The sequence below is a fragment of the Streptomyces sp. NPDC001858 genome (assembly GCF_053594615.1).
Genome location: NZ_JBSFEV010000013.1, coordinates 1 through 18,588, shown reverse-complemented (window position 1 = coordinate 18,588; position 18,588 = coordinate 1). Strand labels below are relative to the sequence as shown.

The 18,588-nt window shown below is 71.8% G+C and carries 15 protein-coding genes and 2 pseudogenes; 10 read left to right on the top strand and 7 right to left on the bottom strand.

Translation table 11 applies throughout. The features are described from left to right. Nucleotides 1-385 precede the first annotated feature (385 nt). A complete protein-coding gene (locus tag ACWCPF_RS20260; RefSeq protein ID WP_451046427.1) occupies nt 386-2,350 on the bottom strand; it encodes a streptophobe family protein in 1,965 nt (654 codons plus the stop codon). 246 nt (nt 2,351-2,596) lie between these two features. Between ACWCPF_RS20260 and ACWCPF_RS20255 the strand changes: the two genes are divergently transcribed. Further along, nucleotides 2,597-5,104 carry an FHA domain-containing protein gene (locus ACWCPF_RS20255; RefSeq protein WP_451046426.1) on the top strand — a complete coding sequence of 836 codons (2,508 nt, stop codon included), beginning with the start codon at nt 2,597-2,599 and terminating at the stop codon, nt 5,102-5,104. A gap of 94 nt (nt 5,105-5,198) precedes the next feature. On the opposite strand, the gene ACWCPF_RS20250 is transcribed toward ACWCPF_RS20255, so the two are convergent. The 3 genes from ACWCPF_RS20250 to ACWCPF_RS20240 all read right to left on the bottom strand — a co-directional run bounded on the left by ACWCPF_RS20250 (nt 5,199) and on the right by ACWCPF_RS20240 (nt 8,248). Continuing rightward, nucleotides 5,199-5,942: a transglycosylase SLT domain-containing protein gene (locus ACWCPF_RS20250; protein ID WP_451046425.1), complete on the bottom strand. Its 744-nt coding sequence runs from the start codon at nt 5,940-5,942 to the stop codon at nt 5,199-5,201. Between the two features lie 354 nt (nt 5,943-6,296). Further along, the gene (locus ACWCPF_RS20245) at nt 6,297-7,553 is read right to left on the bottom strand and encodes an S-adenosylmethionine:tRNA ribosyltransferase-isomerase (RefSeq protein ID WP_451046424.1); all 1,257 of its coding nucleotides are present in this window, start codon (nt 7,551-7,553) and stop codon (nt 6,297-6,299) included. Beyond that, entirely contained in the window at nt 7,550-8,248 is a 699-nt protein-coding gene (locus ACWCPF_RS20240) for an SDR family NAD(P)-dependent oxidoreductase (RefSeq protein ID WP_451046423.1), read from the bottom strand. Before ACWCPF_RS20240 ends, ACWCPF_RS20245 begins: the two co-directional genes overlap by 4 nt. A gap of 239 nt (nt 8,249-8,487) precedes the next feature. Between ACWCPF_RS20240 and ACWCPF_RS20235 the strand changes: the two genes are divergently transcribed. The 4 genes from ACWCPF_RS20235 (at nt 8,488) to ACWCPF_RS20220 (ending at nt 11,131) form a co-directional block, all read left to right on the top strand. Beyond that, a complete protein-coding gene (locus tag ACWCPF_RS20235) occupies nt 8,488-9,633 on the top strand; it encodes a GAF domain-containing sensor histidine kinase (protein ID WP_451046422.1) in 1,146 nt (381 codons plus the stop codon). Next, nucleotides 9,626-10,267 (top strand): response regulator, encoded by a 642-nt coding sequence (locus tag ACWCPF_RS20230; protein ID WP_451046421.1) that lies wholly within the window; start codon nt 9,626-9,628, stop codon nt 10,265-10,267. Before ACWCPF_RS20235 ends, ACWCPF_RS20230 begins: the two co-directional genes overlap by 8 nt. A 178-nt stretch (nt 10,268-10,445) precedes the next feature. Continuing rightward, complete coding sequence (gene chpE, locus ACWCPF_RS20225; RefSeq protein ID WP_351908232.1) at nt 10,446-10,691, top strand: chaplin ChpE; 246 nt, start codon at nt 10,446-10,448, stop codon at nt 10,689-10,691. A gap of 200 nt (nt 10,692-10,891) precedes the next feature. After that, entirely contained in the window at nt 10,892-11,131 is a 240-nt protein-coding gene (locus ACWCPF_RS20220; protein ID WP_451046420.1) for a chaplin family protein, read from the top strand. A 176-nt stretch (nt 11,132-11,307) separates the two neighbouring features. Here ACWCPF_RS20220 and ACWCPF_RS20215 read toward each other — a convergent pair whose 3' ends face one another. Next, entirely contained in the window at nt 11,308-12,096 is a 789-nt protein-coding gene (locus ACWCPF_RS20215) for a hypothetical protein (protein ID WP_451046419.1), read from the bottom strand. A gap of 153 nt (nt 12,097-12,249) precedes the next feature. Between ACWCPF_RS20215 and ACWCPF_RS20210 the strand changes: the two are divergent. The 3 genes and pseudogenes from ACWCPF_RS20210 to ACWCPF_RS20200 form a co-directional block, all read left to right on the top strand. Next, nucleotides 12,250-12,780, top strand: a pseudogene (locus ACWCPF_RS20210) (ABC transporter ATP-binding protein); the annotation flags it as partial. A gap of 320 nt (nt 12,781-13,100) precedes the next feature. Then, the gene (locus ACWCPF_RS20205) at nt 13,101-13,532 is read left to right on the top strand and encodes an NfeD family protein (protein WP_451046418.1); all 432 of its coding nucleotides are present in this window, start codon (nt 13,101-13,103) and stop codon (nt 13,530-13,532) included. Nucleotides 13,533-13,675: 143 nt separating this feature from the next. Next, nucleotides 13,676-14,641: an SPFH domain-containing protein gene (locus ACWCPF_RS20200; RefSeq protein WP_451046417.1), complete on the top strand. Its 966-nt coding sequence runs from the start codon at nt 13,676-13,678 to the stop codon at nt 14,639-14,641. 106 nt (nt 14,642-14,747) lie between these two features. Here ACWCPF_RS20200 and ACWCPF_RS20195 read toward each other — a convergent pair whose 3' ends face one another. Both ACWCPF_RS20195 and ACWCPF_RS20190 read right to left on the bottom strand, forming a co-directional pair. Further along, nucleotides 14,748-15,254, bottom strand: coding sequence for an HNH endonuclease (locus ACWCPF_RS20195; protein WP_451046416.1), 507 nt, complete (start codon nt 15,252-15,254; stop codon nt 14,748-14,750). Nucleotides 15,255-15,450: 196 nt separating this feature from the next. Continuing rightward, nucleotides 15,451-15,990, bottom strand: coding sequence for a YbhB/YbcL family Raf kinase inhibitor-like protein (locus ACWCPF_RS20190; RefSeq protein WP_451046415.1), 540 nt, complete (start codon nt 15,988-15,990; stop codon nt 15,451-15,453). A gap of 576 nt (nt 15,991-16,566) precedes the next feature. On the opposite strand from ACWCPF_RS20190, the pseudogene ACWCPF_RS20185 reads away from it, so the two are divergent. Together ACWCPF_RS20185 and ACWCPF_RS20180 are read left to right on the top strand one after the other, a co-directional pair. Beyond that, nucleotides 16,567-17,268: pseudogene (locus ACWCPF_RS20185) on the top strand (LamG-like jellyroll fold domain-containing protein); the annotation flags it as partial. An 89-nt stretch (nt 17,269-17,357) separates the two neighbouring features. Beyond that, complete coding sequence (locus ACWCPF_RS20180) at nt 17,358-18,551, top strand: LamG-like jellyroll fold domain-containing protein (protein WP_451046567.1); 1,194 nt, start codon at nt 17,358-17,360, stop codon at nt 18,549-18,551. Nucleotides 18,552-18,588 lie beyond the last annotated feature (37 nt).

Here is an 18,588-nt window from a genome sequence, read left to right as displayed (position 1 = left end):
CTCGCCGGGAGAGGCGGACGGATGGCGATGGCGCCGTCCCCCCTCCGGCTGGGCCTTGGCCCGCAGCCCCGGCCCGCCGACGGTGTGCCCTCGGGCCCCTCGGCGTCCTCGGCCGGGGAAGAGAGGGAACCCCCGGGTCGCTGGCCGCGGCCCCTCCTAGGGCTGGGCCTACTAGGGCTGGGCCTACTAGGGCTGGGCCTCCTCGGGCTGGACCCTGGCCCGCCGACCCGGCCCGGCGACCGTGTGCCCTCCGGCCCCTCAGCTCCCCTCGGTCCAGGGGAGAGAGGGAGGCGCCAGCACCGGCCGCGGCCCCCGCCTGGAGCCGGGCCTCCTATGACTGGGCCTTCACCCGCCGGCCCGGCCCGCCCCTCCCCCTCCCCAGCCCTCACCGTGATCCTTTCGGTCCCCTGGGTGTCGGCGGCGGGGGCGGGGGAGCCGGGGGCGGAGGCGGCGGACCCTCCTGCGGGCCCGACGGCGGCCGCTCACCGGGGCGCGGACCAGGTCCGGGCCGTCGCGGCAAGCGGGGCGGCGGTCCGATCGGCCGGACCACGGTCGGGGCGCCGTAGACGTCGTCCGGTCCCGTTGGCACGCCGGGCGGTTGCCCGCCCGGTGCTCGCGGCTCGTCCCGCCGGGAGCTCTCGTACGACCTCGACTGCCCGGCCCGGCTGCTCTGAGAAGGCCCCGGCCCCGCGTCCGCCGAGTCGCGCAGCTCTTCCGGAAGGCGCAGGTAGGGATTGGTCGCCGGATTCGGCGGCCGGTACGAGGCACTCGGCGCATACGGCCCGGTCGGCTCGCCCGGGTCCCCGGAGGACGGACGGCCTCCGCCGGAGGCATCCACCGCCGTGCTTCCCACGTCACCCCGTGCCAGCGGAGCCGCCCGCTGTCCCGCGGCCCCCGTGGCACAGGCCAGCAGCGCACCGGCGGCCCCGGCCCCCGCGCCCCACAGGGCGCCCAGCAGCAACGCCATGCCGAGCTGCCCGCGCAGCTCGATCCCGGCCCCGAACGCGTCGAAGCCCAGCACGGACAGCGAGGCGTCCACGGACACCTCGGTCAGCCAGGCGATCAACGGCAACGCCAAGGCGGTCGCGATCCCCAGCCGCACGGCACACCGCCCGACGAACCCGCCCACCGAGCCCCCCCGCCCACCAGAGCTCCCCGCCCCCTTCGGTACCCCTTCCGATACCCCCACCGGTACCGTCCGCGGTGCCCCCGCCGGTGTTCGCACCGCCGCGAGCACCCCCGCCAGCAGCATCATCAGTGCCGCCGCGACTCCCAGCAGCCACACGCGGCCGTCCAGCTCGGCCAGGCGGCTCAGCGTGACCGGTTGTTCGGTGCCGCCGCCGAGCAGGTCGTCCAGCGGGTCCGGGAGGAGGTTCGTCAGTACGCCTGTCGCCTGCCCGTCCCACGGGACGAAGAGGCCGATCGGGATGCCGAGCCACACCCCGTTCGGCGCGCCGAGCAGCGCGGCGCCCGCGATCCGCTTGGGGTGGTCGTCGCCGATCGCCGCGTACGCCGCCGCCGCGAACCCGGCCGCCACGGCCACCAGCAGCACTGTGACGACGGCGGACACCGCCGGCCGCACCACGCGGTGCACCGCCTCCCAGCCCGGCGGCAGCGGCGTGCGGCGCGAGGCCAGCAGAGCGATCAGCAGGATGCCGAGCGACCAGCCGAGGCCGCCGAGCAGCGTGGGCGCCGTGTCGACGGAGAAGCCGACCGCCGCCTTCGCGTCGACCAGGTCCCCGAGCCGGTCGGGCAGCAGCCCCCCGATGTCACCGATGCCACCGATGTCCCCGACGTCGCCCAGCCCGGGAATCTCCAGGCCGCCTCCGCCTCCGCCCCCGCCGCCGGGCAGATCGTCGAGCCCCAGCGCGCCTCCGTCGAGCGTGATGACGTCGTGCCCCGCCCAGGCCAGTCCGCCGAGCATCGCCACGAACAGCGCGACCACCGCGCCGACGCGCGCGACGAGTTCGGCCGGGGCGATCACAACTCCGGCCGTGCGCAAGGACCGTAGGAAGAGCCACGACAGCAGCAGCGCACCCACCAGGCTCACCCCCAATGGCGTGATCTCGATGGCCGTGTTCGCCTCCGCGCCCGTCAGCCCGAACGCGGACACATCGCCGGACGGAGTCACCGAACCGCCGGCCCCCAGCGCCACCGCCGCCGCCGTCATCGGGCCCAACGAGCCCGCCGCGTCCGCCCCCAGCAGATGCAGCCCGAGCGCGGCCGTCCCCGCCATTCCGATCAACGCCCAGCTCACCGCGGCGATCGCGCCCAGGAGTACGTCCATCCACGGCACGCCCCCACTACGCGCCACGTTTCCACTGCCCTCGACACCCGTGCCGGCCCTCATGCAGACCCCCCGATCCGCGGCGCGCAGCGGCGAAGATCGCCGCTTCCGTCCCCCTCGCGTGCGTTTACCACTCTCCGGCCGGGTTTCAACCCCGTCAACGGCAACGGCCGATACGCTCGCGCACGCTCTTCACAAAGCCCGACTTTCGGTCAAGGGGCCGCTACTGAAATAGTTCCCGACGATGTTCGACATCCCTAGACTCCCTGTGATGGGGGTAACTCGGGGGACTACTCAGTGGGGCATGGAGTGCCGGAACTCGTACTGGAATTGAACGGACGCACCTGGACGCTCGATCCGTCCAGGCCATACACCCTCGGACGTGATCCGCAGGGGGACATCGTGTTCGAGGACGCCAGGGTCTCCTGGCGCCACGCCACGGTCAACTTCAACGGCCGCAGTTGGGTCATCGAGGACCACGGCAGCACCAACGGCACCTTCGCGCAGGGGCAGCGGATCCACCAACTGGAGATCGGCCCCGGCTCGGCGCTGCACCTGGGCAACGCGACCGACGGACCGCGTCTGAACCTGTCGGGCGCGCAGGCGCCCGCCGGGCAGCCCCAGCAGCAGCCGTACGCGGCGCAGGGGGCGAACCCGGGCTGGGCCCAACAGGCCCCGCAGGCACCGCAGGCCCCGCAGGGCGGCTGGCAACAGCCGCAGCAGGGGCAGCAGTCGCCGTCGATCCCGCAGCAGCAGGGCCCCGGCGTCGGCGCGGGGGCGCCGCCGGTCTACGGCGACCGCAGCCCGACCACCTTCCACCACTTCTCCCTCGGCCGCGTGATGCGCATCGGCCGTGCCCTGGAGAACGAGCTGGTCGTCTCCGACCTCCAGGTCTCGCGCCATCACGCCGAGTTCCACTCGACGCCCGACGGCCGCATGGAGATCCGCGACCTCGGCTCGCACAACGGCACCTACGTCAACGGCCAGCCGATCCCCAAGGGCGGCTCGGTCCAGCTGGGCCCGACCGACATCGTCGGCGTCGGCCACTCGACGTTCCGGATCGTCGCCGACCGGCTCGAGGAGTTCGTCGACACCGGTGAGGTCTCCTTCTCGGCCCGCCATCTGACCGTCACGGTCGACGGCGGCAAGCAGATCCTGAAGGACGTCTCGTTCGGCGTTCCGGAGAAGTCGCTGATCGCGGTCATCGGACCGTCGGGTTCCGGCAAGTCGACCCTGCTCAAGGCGCTGACGGGGTACCGGCCCGCCAACGAGGGCGACGTCCTCTACGACAACCGGAACCTCTACAAGCAGTTCGCCGAGCTGCGCCAGCGCATCGGTCTGGTCCCGCAGGACGACATCCTGCACAAGGAACTGACCGTCAAGCGGGCCCTCAAGTACGCGGCCAAGCTCCGCTTCCCCGCCGACACCACGGGCGCCGAGCGCGACGCCCGCATCGACGAGGTGCTGCGCGAGCTCAAGCTGGACATCCACAAAGAGAAGAAGATCACCTCCCTCTCCGGCGGCCAGCGCAAGCGCGTCTCGGTGGCTCTGGAGCTGCTCACCAAGCCGTCGCTGATCTTCCTGGACGAGCCGACCTCCGGCCTCGACCCGGGCATGGACCGCGACGTCATGCAGCTGCTGCGCGGCCTCGCCGACGACGGCCGCACGGTCCTGGTCGTCACCCACTCCGTGGCCGAGCTCGCGATCTGCGACAAGCTGCTCGTGATGGCGCCGGGCGGTGCCGTCGCCTACTTCGGCCCGCCCGAGGAGGCGCTGAACTTCTTCGGCTACGACACCTGGGCCGATGTCTTCTCCGCCTTCGAGAACTACCGCGACTACGACTGGGCGGGCCGCTGGAAGGGCTCGCAGCACTACCAGATGTACGCCGCGGACATCGACGCCATCGCGCCGCAGTCCGTACAGATGCCGCCGATGCAGGCCATGCGGCCGCCGAAGCCGCAGGGCTGGATGTCCCAGTTCGTCACGCTGGTGCGCCGCTATGTGTCGGTGATCGCGTCCGACAAGGGCTTCCTCGCCCTCTCGGTGATCCTGCCGGTCGTCCTCGGCGCGGTCAGCCTGCTGATCGACTCCGGGAACAGTCTGCTGCCCAACCCGGTCAACCCGAAGAGCGGCCGGATCGTCCCCAACGGCACGGCGACCACCGTGCTGCTGATCCTCGCGGTCGGCGCCTGCTTCGCGGGCGCGGCGAACTCCGTCCGTGAGCTGATCAAGGAACGCGTCATCTACGAGCGGGAGCGGGCCACCGGCCTGTCGCGCTCGGCGTATCTGATGTCCAAGGTGTTCGTGCTCGGGCTGGTCACGGTGTTCCAGGGGCTGCTGATCGGCGTCATCGGCTTCTCCAGCCGGGAGATCCCCACCGAGGGCCTGGTCTTCGGCGGCGCCACCATGGTGGAGCTGTCCGTGCCGATCATGGCGCTCGGCTTCAGCTCGATGATGTTCGGCCTGGTCATCTCCTCGCTGGTGAAGACGGCCGAGAAGACCATGCCGCTGCTGGTCATGTTCGCGATCATCCAGGTCGTCTTCACCGGCTGCCTGTTCACCCTGAACGGCGCGGTCGGCGTCAACGAGTTCTCGTACCTGATGCCCTCGCGCTGGGCGGTCGCGGCGGCCGGCGCCACGCTGGAGTTCAACAAGATCAGCCCGCCCAAGGACGGCGGCGACACGGACCCGCTGTGGGAGCACACCGTCGGCACCTGGGGCCTGGACATGGTCGCCCTGATCGCGATCGGCGTGATCTGCGGCTTCCTCGTGGCCCGCTTCCTGCGCCGCCACGAGCCCGAGGTCATGCGCAAGTAGTCGCACGCACCGAGCGGGCGGCGACGGCCGTACGACGCCGGAGGGCGGCACCCCCGACGTGGGGTGCCGCCCTCCGGCGTGTGTCGGCAGCTGCTCAGTACGCGCTGTTGACGTTGTCGATCGTGCCGTACTTGTCGGCCGCGTAGTTGGCGGCGGCCGTGATGTTGGCGACCGGGTCGTAGATGTTCCAGGACGTGCCGGAGACGTGGTACGCCGCGAACGTGGGCGGGATCACCTGCAGCAGGCCCTTGGACGGGATGCCGTTGATGGCGTTGATGTCCCAGTCGTTGATCGCGTTCGGGTTGCCCGAGGACTCCCGGATGATGTTCTTGTGCAGGCCGTGGTAGCTGCCCGGGATGCCCTTGGACTTCATGATGTCCAGGGACTCCTTGATCCAGCCGTCGAGGTTGTTGGCGTAGTGCTTGGTGGCGACCTGCTTGACCGCGGCGCGCTTGGCGGACCGGCTCGCGGCCTCCTTCGCCTCGCGCGCGGCCGCGGCCTTCTTCTTGGCGGCGGCCTCGGCGGCCGCCTTCTTCTTCGCGGCGGCCTTCTTCGCGGCTGCGGCCTTCGCGGCGGCGGCCTTCTTCTTCGCGACGGCGTCCGCCGCGGCCTTCTTCTTGGCCTCGATGGCGTCGACCTTCACGCTCGCCCCGGCCAGCTGGTCGGTGACGCTGGCCTTGACGTCCTGCACCGGCTTGGAGCTGTAGGCGACCCGGGCCGAGGAGACGGCGTCCGTAGTGGTCGTGTGCGCGTCGGCCGGCACCACGGAGAAGGCGAGGGCTGCGGTGCCGAGGGTGGCAGCAGCGGCGATCGCGATCTTGTGAGTGTTCTTGGGCATGGCGGAAGGACCTCTTCGAATAGCGCGGAGGTCGCTCAATTCGTCCGACGGGGGACAGCGGATGCTTTCGGCAGGAACGCCGCGGGGAGAACCCACGGCGCTGAGCGACGAGAGCAATTCTTAGCGGCCGCAAAATGCCCAGGCAAAGGTGTGACGTACGATCCCCGGTAGTGGATCAGGTGAGGGCAAAACGGGACAGATGGAACCATCCGTCCCGTTCATCTGGGTCCCCTTTATCTCCTATTGCCCCTAGTACGTGATGTGCGCCCTATGTGCGGGCTCACACGGGGCCCCGCCCGTTCTCACCGCCAGTTGCCAAAGCAATGCTCTGTGTCAGTGCCTGCCGGGGGTCTTTCAACGCCGGGCTCTGTCGGCGTCCGCTGCCGGGAGGATGAGGTGCACATCGCCGAACTCGTGCCACAGATAGCGCCCGCGCAACGCCTCGTCGTAGCCCCGGTCGATCGCCGCCCGCCCCGCCACCGCCTCCAGCATCAGCAGATGCGAGGCCTCCGGCTCGTGCAGCCCGGTCAGCAGCCCGTCCACCGCCCGCACCCCGCGCGCGGGAGTGACGACGAGATCCGTCCACCCCGCACGCGCGCGTACGACCCCGTCGGCCCCGGTCGCGGACTCCACCGCCCGCACGGCCGTGGTCCCGACCGCCACCACGCGCCCGTCCCCGGCCCGCACCGCGTTGATCAGCCGCGCCGACGCCTCCGGCACCGCGAACCGCTCCGGATACGGCGGCTCGTGCGCCTCCGCCGAGGCGACCCCGGTGTGCAGCGTGATCGGCGCGAACTGCACTCCCCGGCTCACCAGCTCCGCCACCAGCCCCGCGGTGAAGGGCCGCGCCGCACTCGGCATCTCCGCGCTGCCCGCCCCGTCCTCCGACGGCAGCGCGAACACCGTCTGATAGACGGAGAGCGGCTGATCCCGCTCCGTGTAGGAGTAGCGAATGGGCCGCCCGTGCTCCCGCAGCAGCCCCGGCACCACCCCACCACCTCCCGCCGCGCCCCCTGCTCCGCCCCCTGCCGCCGAGCTCCCTCCTGCTCCGCTCCCTGCCGCCGAGCTCCCTCCCGCCCCGCTCCCTCCGCCTGCCGCCGAGCTCCCTGCCGCCCCGCTCCCTCCGGCCCCGCTCCCTCCGGCCCCGCCTCCTCCCTCTCCGCCGCCTGCCCCTCCGTCGGGCGACACCCGCGCCCACCACAGCCGCCCGCTGCCCGGGCTCAGCGGCTCCTCCAGGACCAGCCGCACTCCTCCGGGCAGCCGCACCCGCGCCCCTGCCGGGCCGCCCGCACGCGGGCGTGTGGTGCCCTTCCCGTCCGGGTCCCGCAGCTCGACGGCCCACCGTCCGTCGTCCCCGCGCGTGGAGAAGTGCACCACCACGCGTGCGTGCCCGATCCGCCCGTCCACGGCCGCCGCCAGCGTCCCCGAGGTGTTCACCACGAGCAGGTCCCCGGCCCGCAGCAGACCCGGCAGCTCCCGGAACGCGTGATGCGTCACATCCGTCCCCCGCGACACCAGCAGCCGCACGTCGGCCCGGTCCCGCCCCGGCCCGCGCTGCTCGGCCGGCACCCGCGCCGACAGCTCCTGCGGCACCTCCACGGCCAGCGTCATCGCCGTCCCTCCAGCAGGGCGGGCGCCCCGTAGCGCCCGCTCGCCGGACGCTCGTCCAGCAGCCGCAGGAAGGCCGGCGCCACCTCGGCCGGATCCGGCCGAGGGCCGTCGTCGTCCGGCACCGCCGCCGCGTACAGGTCCGTGGCCATGTCCCCGGGGTCCACCGCCCACACCCGCAGCGCCGGCTCCTCCGCGCCGAGCACGGCCGCGAGCTGGTCCAGGGCCGCCTTGGACGCCCCATAGCCGCCCCATGTCGCGTAGGCCTCGGCGGCCGCGTCCGAGCTGACGGTGATCACCGCGCCCTCCGGCGCGGCCCGCAGCAGCGGCAGCGCCTCCTGGACCAGCCCCAGCGCCGCCACGACGTTCACCTCCAGCGCCCGCCGCAGCCCGTCCAGGGGCAGCTCCGCCAGCCGCACCAGCGGCTCGGCGCCCAGCGCGCTCGCGTTGTTCACGACCAGGTGGCAGCCGCCGAGCTGCCAGGCCGCCGCCACCAGCTCGACCCGGTGCGCGGGATCGGCGACGTCCCCCGCACAGGCCTCGATCCGGGTCCCGTGCGCCGCCACGGCCGCCGCCGTCTCCTTCAGCGCCTCCGCCGTTCTGGCGTCCAGCACCAGATCCCAGCCCCGCGCGGCCAGCGCCTCGGCCAGCGCCCGCCCCAGCCCCTTCGAAGCCCCCGTGATGATCGCTACCGGCATGACAACCGTCCCCTCGTCCGACCGCCCCACTCGGCGGTGACCCCAACGTAGGAACCGGCCCCCCGCCCCCGCCTCGGACGCGGGACCGGGCCGGGCGGGGCCCTTCGTCGTACGCCCGAGCACCCGGTCCTTTCGCCCTGGACCGCAGGACCCGGGACCTTCGGCCTAGGTCTCCCGCCCCGCCCGGGGCCGTCACAGGTCCGATCCGCGCTGTCACACCTCGCCGGTACCGTGAGGACATGAGTCAAGGCCCCCGGTCCGGCCTCGCCGCGGTGAGCTCCGCGCTGCTGGCCATGAGCAGGCACCTGGAGGTACGCGACGTCCTCAAGACGATCGTCGCCTCCGCCCGCGAACTGCTGGACGCGCAGTACGCCGCCCTGGGCGTACCCGACGACCACGGAGGCTTCGCCCAGTTCGTCGTCGACGGCGTCACCGACCAGCAGTGGAAGGCCATCGGCCCGCTGCCCCGCCAGCACGGCATCCTCGCGGCGATGCTGCACGAGGCCAAGCCCGAGCGCCTCGCCGACGTCCGCAAGGACCCCCGCTTCGAGGGCTGGCCGGCCGCCCACCCGGAGATGTCCGACTTCCTGGGCCTGCCCATCAGGGACGGCGACGAAGTGATCGGCGCCCTGTTCCTCGCCAACAAGAACTGCCCCAAGCCCCACGGAGGCTGCGGCTTCACCGAGGACGACGAGGAACTGCTCTCGATCCTCGCCCAGCACGCCGCGATAGCCCTCACCAACGCCCGCCTGTACGAGCGCAGCCGCGAACTGACGATCGCCGAGGAACGCTCCAGGCTGGCCCACGAACTGCACGACGCGGTCAGCCAGAAGCTGTTCTCCCTGCGCCTGACGGCCCAGGCCGCCGCCGCCCTCGTCGACCGCGACCCCTCGCGCGCCAAGGGCGAACTGCAACAGGTCGCGGCGCTCGCCGCCGAGGCGGCCGACGAACTGCGCGCCGCGGTCGTGGAGCTGCGACCGGCCGGGCTCGACGAGGACGGCCTGGTCGCCACCCTGCGCACCCAGATCCAGGTCCTCGACCGCGCCCACACCGCGCGCGTGACCTTCACCAGCCACGGCGTGCGCGCCCTGCCCGCCGCCCAGGAGGAGGCCCTGCTGCGGGTCGCCCAGGAGGCCCTGCACAACGCCCTGCGCCACTCCGGCGCGGAGCGGGTCGAGGTCACCCTCCGCAGGCGCGGCCAGGACACCGTCCTGCGCGTCACGGACGACGGCGGCGGCTTCGACCCGACGACGGTCCGCCGGGCCGGCCGCCACCTCGGCCTGGTGTCGATGCGGGACCGGGCGAACGGCGTCGGCGGCACGCTCACGGTGGAATCGGCGCCCGGCAAGGGCACCACGATCGAGATGGAGGCTCCCGGTGGCTGACGCAATCAAGGTGCTGCTCGTCGACGACCATCAGGTCGTCCGCCGGGGCCTGCGCACCTTCCTGGAGGTGCAGGACGACATCGAGGTCGTCGGCGAGGCCGCCGACGGCGCGGAAGGAGTCGCCCTCGCCACGGAACTGAAGCCCGACATCGTCCTGATGGACGTCAAGATGCCGGGCATGGACGGCGTCGAGGCCCTGCGCAAGCTGCGCGAAGCGGCCAACCCCGCGCGCGTGCTGATCGTCACCAGCTTCACCGAACAGCGCACCGTGGTCCCCGCCCTGCGCGCGGGCGCCGCCGGATACGTCTACAAGGACGTCGACCCCGAGGCCCTGGCCGGCGCCATCCGCTCGGTGCACGCCGGCCACATCCTGCTCCAACCGGAGGTCGCCGACGCCCTGCTGTCCCGGGACGAAGCCAACTCGGGCCAGGGGAGAGGCGGTTCGCTCACCGAGCGGGAGCGCGAGGTGCTCGGCCTGATAGCGGACGGCCGCTCCAACCGCGAGATCGCCCGCGCCCTGGTCCTCTCCGAGAAGACCGTCAAGACGCACGTCTCCAACATCCTGATGAAGCTCGACCTCGCGGACCGCACCCAGGCCGCACTCTGGGCGGTACGCAACGGCGTGGCCGGCTGAGGCAGGACTGAGGCCGGTCCACCGAGGCCGGGCTGAGGCAATACGGAGGGTTAACTTCCGATCCGAGATTCATACTGTCGTGGGAATGTCCCACGGACGGCGCACCCTTCTTGGATCCGGACCGTTCTCCCATGCGTGCCGCGGCGACTGCCGCGGTCATCGCGAGGAGGGCTCAGAAGTGAAGAACCTGAAGAAGGCAGCGGCTGTGACGATGGTGGCCGGCGGCCTGGTCGCCGCGGGCGCCGGAATGGCCTCCGCCACCGACGGCGCCACCGCCCTCGGCGAGGCCAAGGGCTCGCCGGGCGTCGTCTCGGGCAACCTCGTCCAGGCCCCGGTGCACGTCCCGGTCAACGTGGTCGGCAACAGCGTGAACGTCATCGGCGTGCTGAACCCCGCCTTCGGCAACCTGGGCCTCAACCACTGAGGTCGGGCCCGCACCCGCAGTGACCTCCGGCCTCCCCCGGCCCCCACCGGGGGAGGCCGGTCTGCTTGTCGCCTGGTCGCTCCAATGATCCGAACGAGCAGTCCTGCGTTCACTTCCCGCATCGTCCCCGATCACCCCGCGTTGGTCAGCGCACGGCCCGCGGCCGGGTCGGACACGCGAACGCAGGAGGAGCACAACCCATGAACATCGCCAAGAAGGCTGCCGTGGCCCTCACCGTCGCCGGCATCGCCGCGGGCGCCTCGGCCGGTGCCGCCGTCGCCGACGCGGACGCCGAGGCCGCGGCCGTGAAGTCGCCGGGCGTCGGCTCGGGCAACGTCATCCAGGTCCCGGTCAACGTCCCGGTCAACCTGGTCGGCAACACCGCCAACCTGATCGCCCTCCTGAACCCGGCCTTCGGCAACGCGGGCGTCAACAAGTGAAGTAGCCGCAGCAGCGAGAAGCCGCAGCGAGAAGGGGCCCCGCGTCGAGGACGACGAGGGGCCCCTTTTCACGCCCGGTACCGGTACCCACCAGCCCGTCCGGCGTTTGAGGACGAGGCCCGTTCAGGGCCGAACGGGGGCCTGGGGGCAGAGCCCCCAGGAACACTCAGGAACGCTCACCGCACCCCCCGCTCCCGCTCCTCCACGACGGAGTCGTACGCCGCGACCAGCGCCCGCCGAGCGGTCCGCTCCACCGGCCGCAACGCCTCGGCCCGCGCCGCCATCTCGGCGGAGCTGACCGCCCCGCCGTGCCCGTGCTCCGACGCGAGGGTCACCAGCAACCCCACCCGCTGCGCCAGCTCCAGCACCCGCACCGCCCGGGGCGGATACCCCGGCGCGAGCACCTCCCGCCCCGCGTCGGCCCGAGCCCGGTACGCCTCGATCGCCGCCTCCGCCACCGGCCCGGACCCCGCCACGTCCAGCTGCGTCAGCACCGCCGTGGCGTCCCGCAACGCCTCCGCCAGCTCCCGCTCCGCCTCGCCCAGCGACGGCACATCGGCCGGCGGAGCCTCCCGCACCGGCAGACAGTGCCAGACGACCTCGACATGCACATCGCCCTCGGGCCCGGCCTCGTACACCTTCGGCACCAGCCCGTACCCGGCGCCGTGGCAGACCACCGCCTCCGCCGCCTCCAGCGCCCGCGCGTTGAACTCCGGCGGACCGCTCAACCCGAGCGGATGCCCCGGCGCGGGCAGCGCCACCCGCAGTCCGCTCACCCCCAGCGCCCGCAGCCGCCCCAGCGCCAGCGTCAGCCCGACGGGCGCCGCTTCCCCGGGCAGCCCCTCCACCCGGTGGACGGCGTCCTCCCCGACGATCGCGAGGACGGCGTCGTCCGGCGAGACAAATCCGGCCAACAGGGCGTTTCCCCAAGCGGCAAGGCGACCAGAGCGCGGTTCCGAGAGCATGCCCCCACCCTAAGGACCGGACCGATGGAACGGGTCGCCCGACCGGTGGCGTAGATTTTCCCGAGGGGGCCGCGCCCACCCACGCGCGGCGGTCCGAGCCACCGGCGTCCACGACAACCGACCGGCCACACTGCAAGGGGAGACAACGCGCTCATGAGCGATGTTCTGGAGCTTCAGGACGTATCCGTGGTCCGCGAGGGCCGGGCTCTTGTGGACCAGGTCTCCTGGTCGGTCAAGGAAGGCGAGCGCTGGGTCATCCTCGGTCCCAACGGGGCCGGCAAGACGACCCTCCTGAACATCGCCTCCACCTACCTCTTCCCGAGCGCCGGCGACGTCTCCATCCTCGGTGAGCCCCTCGGCAAGCCCGGCACCGACGTCTTCGAGCTGCGCCCGCGCGTCGGCATGGCCGGCATCGCCCTCGCCGACAAGCTCCCCAAGCGCCAGACCGTCCTGCAGACCGTGCTCACCGCCGCCTACGGCATGACGGCCGGCTGGCAGGAGGAGTACGAGGACGTCGACGAGCAGCGCGCCCGCGCCTTCCTCGACCGCCTCGGCATGAGCGACTACCTCGACCGGAAGTTCGGCACCCTCTCCGAGGGCGAGCGCAAGCGCACCCTGATCGCCCGCGCCCTGATGACCGACCCCGAACTCCTCCTCCTCGACGAGCCCGCCGCCGGCCTCGACCTCGGCGGCCGCGAGGACCTCGTCCGCCGTCTCGGCCGGCTGGCCCGCGACCCCATCGCTCCGTCGATGATCATGGTCACGCACCATGTCGAGGAGATCGCCCCCGGCTTCACCCACGTCCTCATGATCCGCCAGGGCAAGGTCCTCGCCGCCGGCCCGGTCGAGCTCGAGCTCACCTCCCGCAACCTTTCCCTCTGCTTCGGCCTCCCCCTCGTCGTGGAACAGGTCGGCGACCGCTGGACGGCACAGGGCCTGCCGCTGTCCTGACCGCTCCTTCTGCGCCCTGTCGGAGGCGGGACCCCCGGCCCTACCATGACGGTGTGAACGACATCGACGCATGGGTGTGGTGGCTCGTCGGCGCGGCAGCGCTCGGTATCCCGCTCGTGATGACCGCGATGCCCGAGTTCGGCATGCTCGCGGTCGGCGCCGTGGCCGCCGCGATCGTGGCAGGCCTGGGATTCGGCGCCGTCGCCCAGGTGCTCGTCTTCATCGTCGTCTCCGTCGCCCTCATCGCCGTCGTCCGCCCCATCGCGACCCGGCACAGCAAGCAACGACCCCAACTCGCCACGGGCATCGACGCGTTGAAGGGCAAACAGGCCGTCGTACTGGAACGGGTCGACGGCTCCGGCGGCCGTATCAAACTCGCCGGCGAAGTCTGGTCGGCGCGCGCACTCGACACCGAGCGCGCCTACGACGTGGGGCAGGAGGTCGACGTCGTCGAGATCGAGGGAGCCACGGCGATCGTCATCTGACCTTGTACAACTCCCGCACCACGTAAGTGAACCGAACACCTCGCGAGCCGCACGACGGTCTGACACACTCGACCAGCAAGATCTTCAACAGACATAAGATCTTCCGAAAGCGCTGAGGCGGAGAAGGGTACGGGGAGCCGACGATGGAACCGGTCATCATCGTCCTGGTCATTCTGGTGGTGTTGGTCTTCATCGCCCTGATCAAGACGATCCAAGTCATCCCGCAGGCCAGTGCTGCCATCGTGGAGCGCTTCGGCCGTTACACGCGCACGCTGAATGCGGGACTCAACATCGTCGTTCCGTTCATCGACACCATCCGCAACCGCATCGACCTGCGCGAACAGGTCGTGCCGTTCCCGCCGCAGCCGGTGATCACCCAGGACAACCTGGTCGTGAACATCGACACGGTCATCTACTACCAGGTGACCGACGCCCGGGCCGCCACCTACGAGGTCGCCAGCTACATCCAGGCCATCGAGCAACTCACCGTCACCACGCTGCGCAACATCATCGGCGGCATGGACCTGGAGCGCACCCTGACCTCCCGCGAGGAGATCAACGCGGCCCTGCGCGGCGTCCTCGACGAAGCCACCGGCAAGTGGGGCATCCGCGTCAACCGCGTGGAACTGAAGGCGATCGAGCCCCCGACCTCCATCCAGGACTCGATGGAGAAGCAGATGCGTGCCGACCGGGACAAGCGCGCCGCGATCCTCACCGCGGAAGGCGTCCGCCAGGCCGCCATCCTCACCGCCGAAGGCGAGAAGCAGTCCCAGATCCTGCTCGCCGAAGGTGAGGCCAAGGCCGCGGCCCTGCGCGCCGAGGGCGAGGCCCAGGCCGTCCGCACGGTCTTCGAGGCGATCCACGCCGGCGACCCGGACCAGAAGCTGCTCTCCTACCAGTACCTCCAGATGCTCCCGAAGATCGCCGAAGGCGACGCCAACAAGCTCTGGATCGTCCCCAGCGAAATCGGCGACGCACTCAAGGGGTTGTCCGGCGCGATGGGCAACTTCGGCCCCTTCGGCGGCAATTCAGGCGGCAACAGCGGCAACAGCGGCAACCGAGGCAACGGCGACGGCAACGAACGCCGCGAGAAGCCATCGATCGACTGACCGCTACCACCCCGCGCCCCGAAGGGGCGCGGGGAACTGCGCGCCCAGCCACAACGGCGCCGCAGCAAACCAACGACGGCACATCACGGCACCTCCAGCGGAGCGCCTACGCGGCGTCCACCGTCAGCCACTCCGGCAGCGCGGCCAAGTCGTCCTGCCCCAGCGCCAGCAACATCGCGTCCGCCGGCGTCGGCTCGAACGGCTGCCGCAGCAACGGCATCTCCGCCTGCTCCGGAGTCCGGTCCGCCTTACGGTGGTTGTCCTCCGCGCACGAGGCGACGGTGTTCAGCCACACGTCCTGACCGCCCTGCGCCCGGGGCACCACGTGGTCCACGGTCGTCGCCCGACGACCGCAGTACGCGCACCGGTGCCGGTCCCTGACCAGCACACCCCGCCTCGACCACGGCGCTTGTCTTCGGAAAGGCACCCGTACATACCTGCACAGCCTGATCACCCGGGGCGCGGGAATGTCCAACTCCGCGCCACGCATCCGCAGTTCGGGGTGGGCCTGCTCGACGACGGCCTTGTCCTGAAGCACCAGAACGACGGCTCGGTTCAACGTCACCGTCGACAGCGGCTCGAAGCTCGCGTTCAGTACCAGCGTGTCCCGCATACCAGCCCACCTCCTGTGTGCACCGGCCCACCCCCTGGCGGGCTGGGACCAACTCTGGCCGGGCACGCCGAGATGGACAACGCAATATCTGCTGCTCCACGAGGGGTGACCCCCGCGACCCCCGGCAACAAAATGCCCGCCCCTGATCACTTCCAAGACCAGAGGCGGGCAAACGTTCAATGAACGATGAGCTGACTCATCCCTCCTTGGGATGTTCGTACTCACCGATCAGCTGAGCACGGCCGATCGCATGAAAGCGCAGGTTGAAGCCCACGACCGCAGGCGAGGCGTCCGCGTCCGGACCGAGCTTCTCCTGATCCACCGCGTACACCGTGAACACATACCGGTGCGGCCCGTCCCCGGGCGGCGGCGCGGCCCCGCCGAACTCCTTGCCGCCGTAGTCGTTGCGCGCCTGGACGGCCCCCTTCGGCAGCCCGTCGAACGCCCCGCTGCCCGCACCGGCCGGCAGCTCGGTCACCGAGGCCGGGATGTCGAACAGCACCCAGTGCCAGAACCCGCTGCCCGTCGGGGCGTCCGGGTCGTAGCAGGTCACGGCGAAACTCTTGGTCCCGGCCGGGAACCCCTCCCACCGCAGCTGCGGCGAGACGTTCCCCGCCGCGTGGACCTGGGCGTCCTTGAGCGTCGCCCCCTCCTGCACATCCTCGCTCGTGACCGTGAACGACGGCACCGGCGGATGGAAATCGTGGGGCAGCGGCCGCCTCTTCAGCTCGGTCACCTCGACACCTCCAGCTAGATCGGAAAGGCACTCCATGCCTGTATCCGGAGCCTACGACCTTGGGACAGCCCACGACTCACGACCTCCACACCGTCACCTACCGTTGCCCGAGGCCCTATCGGAGATCGTTCACCCACCGGGGACGCCGCAACACCCTGGCCGCCGTCCTGCTGTCCGTGGCCACCACCCTCGTCGCCGCACCCACCGCGGACGCGAGCGGCACCCGGACCTCCGACGACAGCCTCGTCGGCACCCAGCAGACCCTCTTCCGCTCCGGCACCGGCGGCTACGGCTGCTTCCGCATCCCCACCCTGATACGCACCAAGGCAGGCACCCTCCTCGCCTTCGCCGAAGGCCGCCACTCCCCGTCCTGCGCCGACCGCGGCCCCATCGACCTCGTCTTAAGACGCTCCACCAACGACGGCCGCACCTGGGGCCCGATCAGCACCGTCCTGGCCGGCAGCCCCACCGACCCCGAAGCCGTACACCCGCGACAACGCCACCCCCGTCGCCGACGAGACCACCGGAGACGTCTTCCTCGTCTCCACCGGCGAACCCGCCACCCGCGGCACCCGCCTGCCCTACGTCCAGAAGAGCACCGACGACGGCCTCACCTTCGACGCCCCACGCGCCCTGCCCCGGCTCAGCGGCAGGACCAGCGGCTGGTTCGCCACCGGCCCCGCACACGGCATCCAGCTCCGGACCGGCCCCCAAGCCGGCCGCCTCGTCGTCAGCGCCTACGAAAGCCCCGACGCCACCCCGGACGCCAACGACGCCTACCTCACCGGCGGCACCGCAGCCGTCACCGGCAGATTCCGGCAGGCCCTCGACTTCCCGGCCCCCGGCGGTCACGCCGACCTCCCCTACAGCCCCACGCTCGACCCCGGCTCCGACGACGTCACCTACTCCCTCTTCTTCAACCACCAGGCCACCCCCACCACACCCCAACCCGCCCTGCTCTGGGCCTACGGCCACAACTCCGCCGCCCCACAGCTGTGGATCCGCGCCATCCCCAAGGACAACCGGATCACCGCCTGGATCCAGGGCTCCGGCACCCGGGTCAGCCTCACCCTCCAGGCCCCGGACGGCTCCGCGGCCTACGGCGACGGCACCTGGCACCACCTCACCCTGGTCCGCTCCGGCAGCCAGGTCCGCCTCGCCGTCGACGGCGCCACCGTCACCGGCACCGGCCTGACCGGCACCCTTGCCGCACCCCGCGCCGCCGGCGTCGACGGCATCCGCCTCGGCGCCAAACCCGACGCCACCGCCGGCGACACCTTCACCGGCGCCCTCGACGAGTTCCGCCTCTACCGCACCGCCCTCACCGACGCCCAGCTCACCGAACTGCGCACCGGCAACACCACCGCCTGTGGGCCTACGGCTCCACCACGGGCCAACCCTCCCTCTGGATCCGCGCCCGCCCCCAGAAGGACGAGCTCTACGCCTGGGCCGAAACGGACCAGGGCAAGGTCAACTTCTCCCTCCCCGACCCCGACACCGCCCGCACGGCCTTCGGCGACGACCAGTGGCACCTGCTCACCGCCACCCGCGCCGGAACCACCCTCACCGTCTCCGTCGACACCACCCACACCCAGCACGCCGACGGCCTGACCGGCTCCTTCACCGCCGGCCGCACCACCGTCCCCGGCCTGCGCCTCGGCTCCCGCCCCGGCGCCACCGAGATCCTCACCGGCACCCTGGACGACTTCCGCCTCTACGACCGCGCCCTGACGGACACCGAACTCGCCAAGATCGCCGCCCCGGCCTCGGGCACCGGCGCCTACCCCGCCGACAGCAGGATCTGGTGGTCCATGGAGAACGGCACCACCCAGTCCCACGACGTCAAACGCCCCACCACCGGCCCCGCCACCCCGGACGCCTCCGCCCACTGCAACCACGCCTACGTCCGCGGCAACCCCACCCTCACCGCGACCTCGGGCGCCTTCGGCGGCGGAATCGACCTCGACGGAACCGACGACTCCGTCGACCTCCCGTACACCGCCTCCAAGGCCCTCGGCGCCGGCGACTTCACCCTCGGCACCTGGCTCCGCTACGACGCCACCACGGCCACCGGCACCCCGGTCCTCGCCTGGGCCTACGGCCAGGGCGCCACCGAACGCCAACTCTGGCTCCGCGCCGAACCGGGCTCACAACGCCTGGCCGCCCTCATGCAAACCGAGAACGCGGCCACCACGGCCTACGCCCCGGACACCGCGTTCCGCACCGGTGCCGAATGGCACCACGTCGTCCTCCAACGCCAGGGCACCCGCCTCACCCTCTCCGTCGACGGTACGACCGGCACCCCCGGCACCGTCCCCACCGGCTCCCTCACCTACGGCGACGCCTTCGACGTGACCGGAATGCACCTCGGCGTCCGCCCCGACGGCGCGGCCTCCACCCGCCTTAGGGGATCCCTCGACGAGTTCCGCCTGATCCGCCGCGCCCTCACCGCGGCCGAGCTCACCGCCCTGCGCGAGACGAACACCGACCCTGCCGACCGGTCCACGGTCGTCCGCCTCTCCTTCGAGAAGATCACCGCGCAGGGCTACGCCCGCATGTGACAGAGCGGGGGGCCCGGATTGCCGTACGGCGTACGTG

Coding starts and splice junctions, on each gene's coding strand:
- ACWCPF_RS20235 (WP_451046422.1), top strand. CDS start 8,488: ATGAGTCAAGGCCCCCGGTCCGGCCTCGCCGCGGTGAGCTCCGCGCTG.
- ACWCPF_RS20245 (WP_451046424.1), bottom strand. CDS start 7,553: ATGACGCTGGCCGTGGAGGTGCCGCAGGAGCTGTCGGCGCGGGTGCCG.
- ACWCPF_RS20240 (WP_451046423.1), bottom strand. CDS start 8,248: ATGCCGGTAGCGATCATCACGGGGGCTTCGAAGGGGCTGGGGCGGGCG.
- ACWCPF_RS20250 (WP_451046425.1), bottom strand. CDS start 5,942: ATGCCCAAGAACACTCACAAGATCGCGATCGCCGCTGCTGCCACCCTC.
- ACWCPF_RS20195 (WP_451046416.1), bottom strand. CDS start 15,254: ATGCGGGACACGCTGGTACTGAACGCGAGCTTCGAGCCGCTGTCGACG.
- ACWCPF_RS20220 (WP_451046420.1), top strand. CDS start 10,892: ATGAACATCGCCAAGAAGGCTGCCGTGGCCCTCACCGTCGCCGGCATC.
- ACWCPF_RS20200 (WP_451046417.1), top strand. CDS start 13,676: ATGGAACCGGTCATCATCGTCCTGGTCATTCTGGTGGTGTTGGTCTTC.
- ACWCPF_RS20215 (WP_451046419.1), bottom strand. CDS start 12,096: ATGCTCTCGGAACCGCGCTCTGGTCGCCTTGCCGCTTGGGGAAACGCC.
- ACWCPF_RS20260 (WP_451046427.1), bottom strand. CDS start 2,350: ATGAGGGCCGGCACGGGTGTCGAGGGCAGTGGAAACGTGGCGCGTAGT.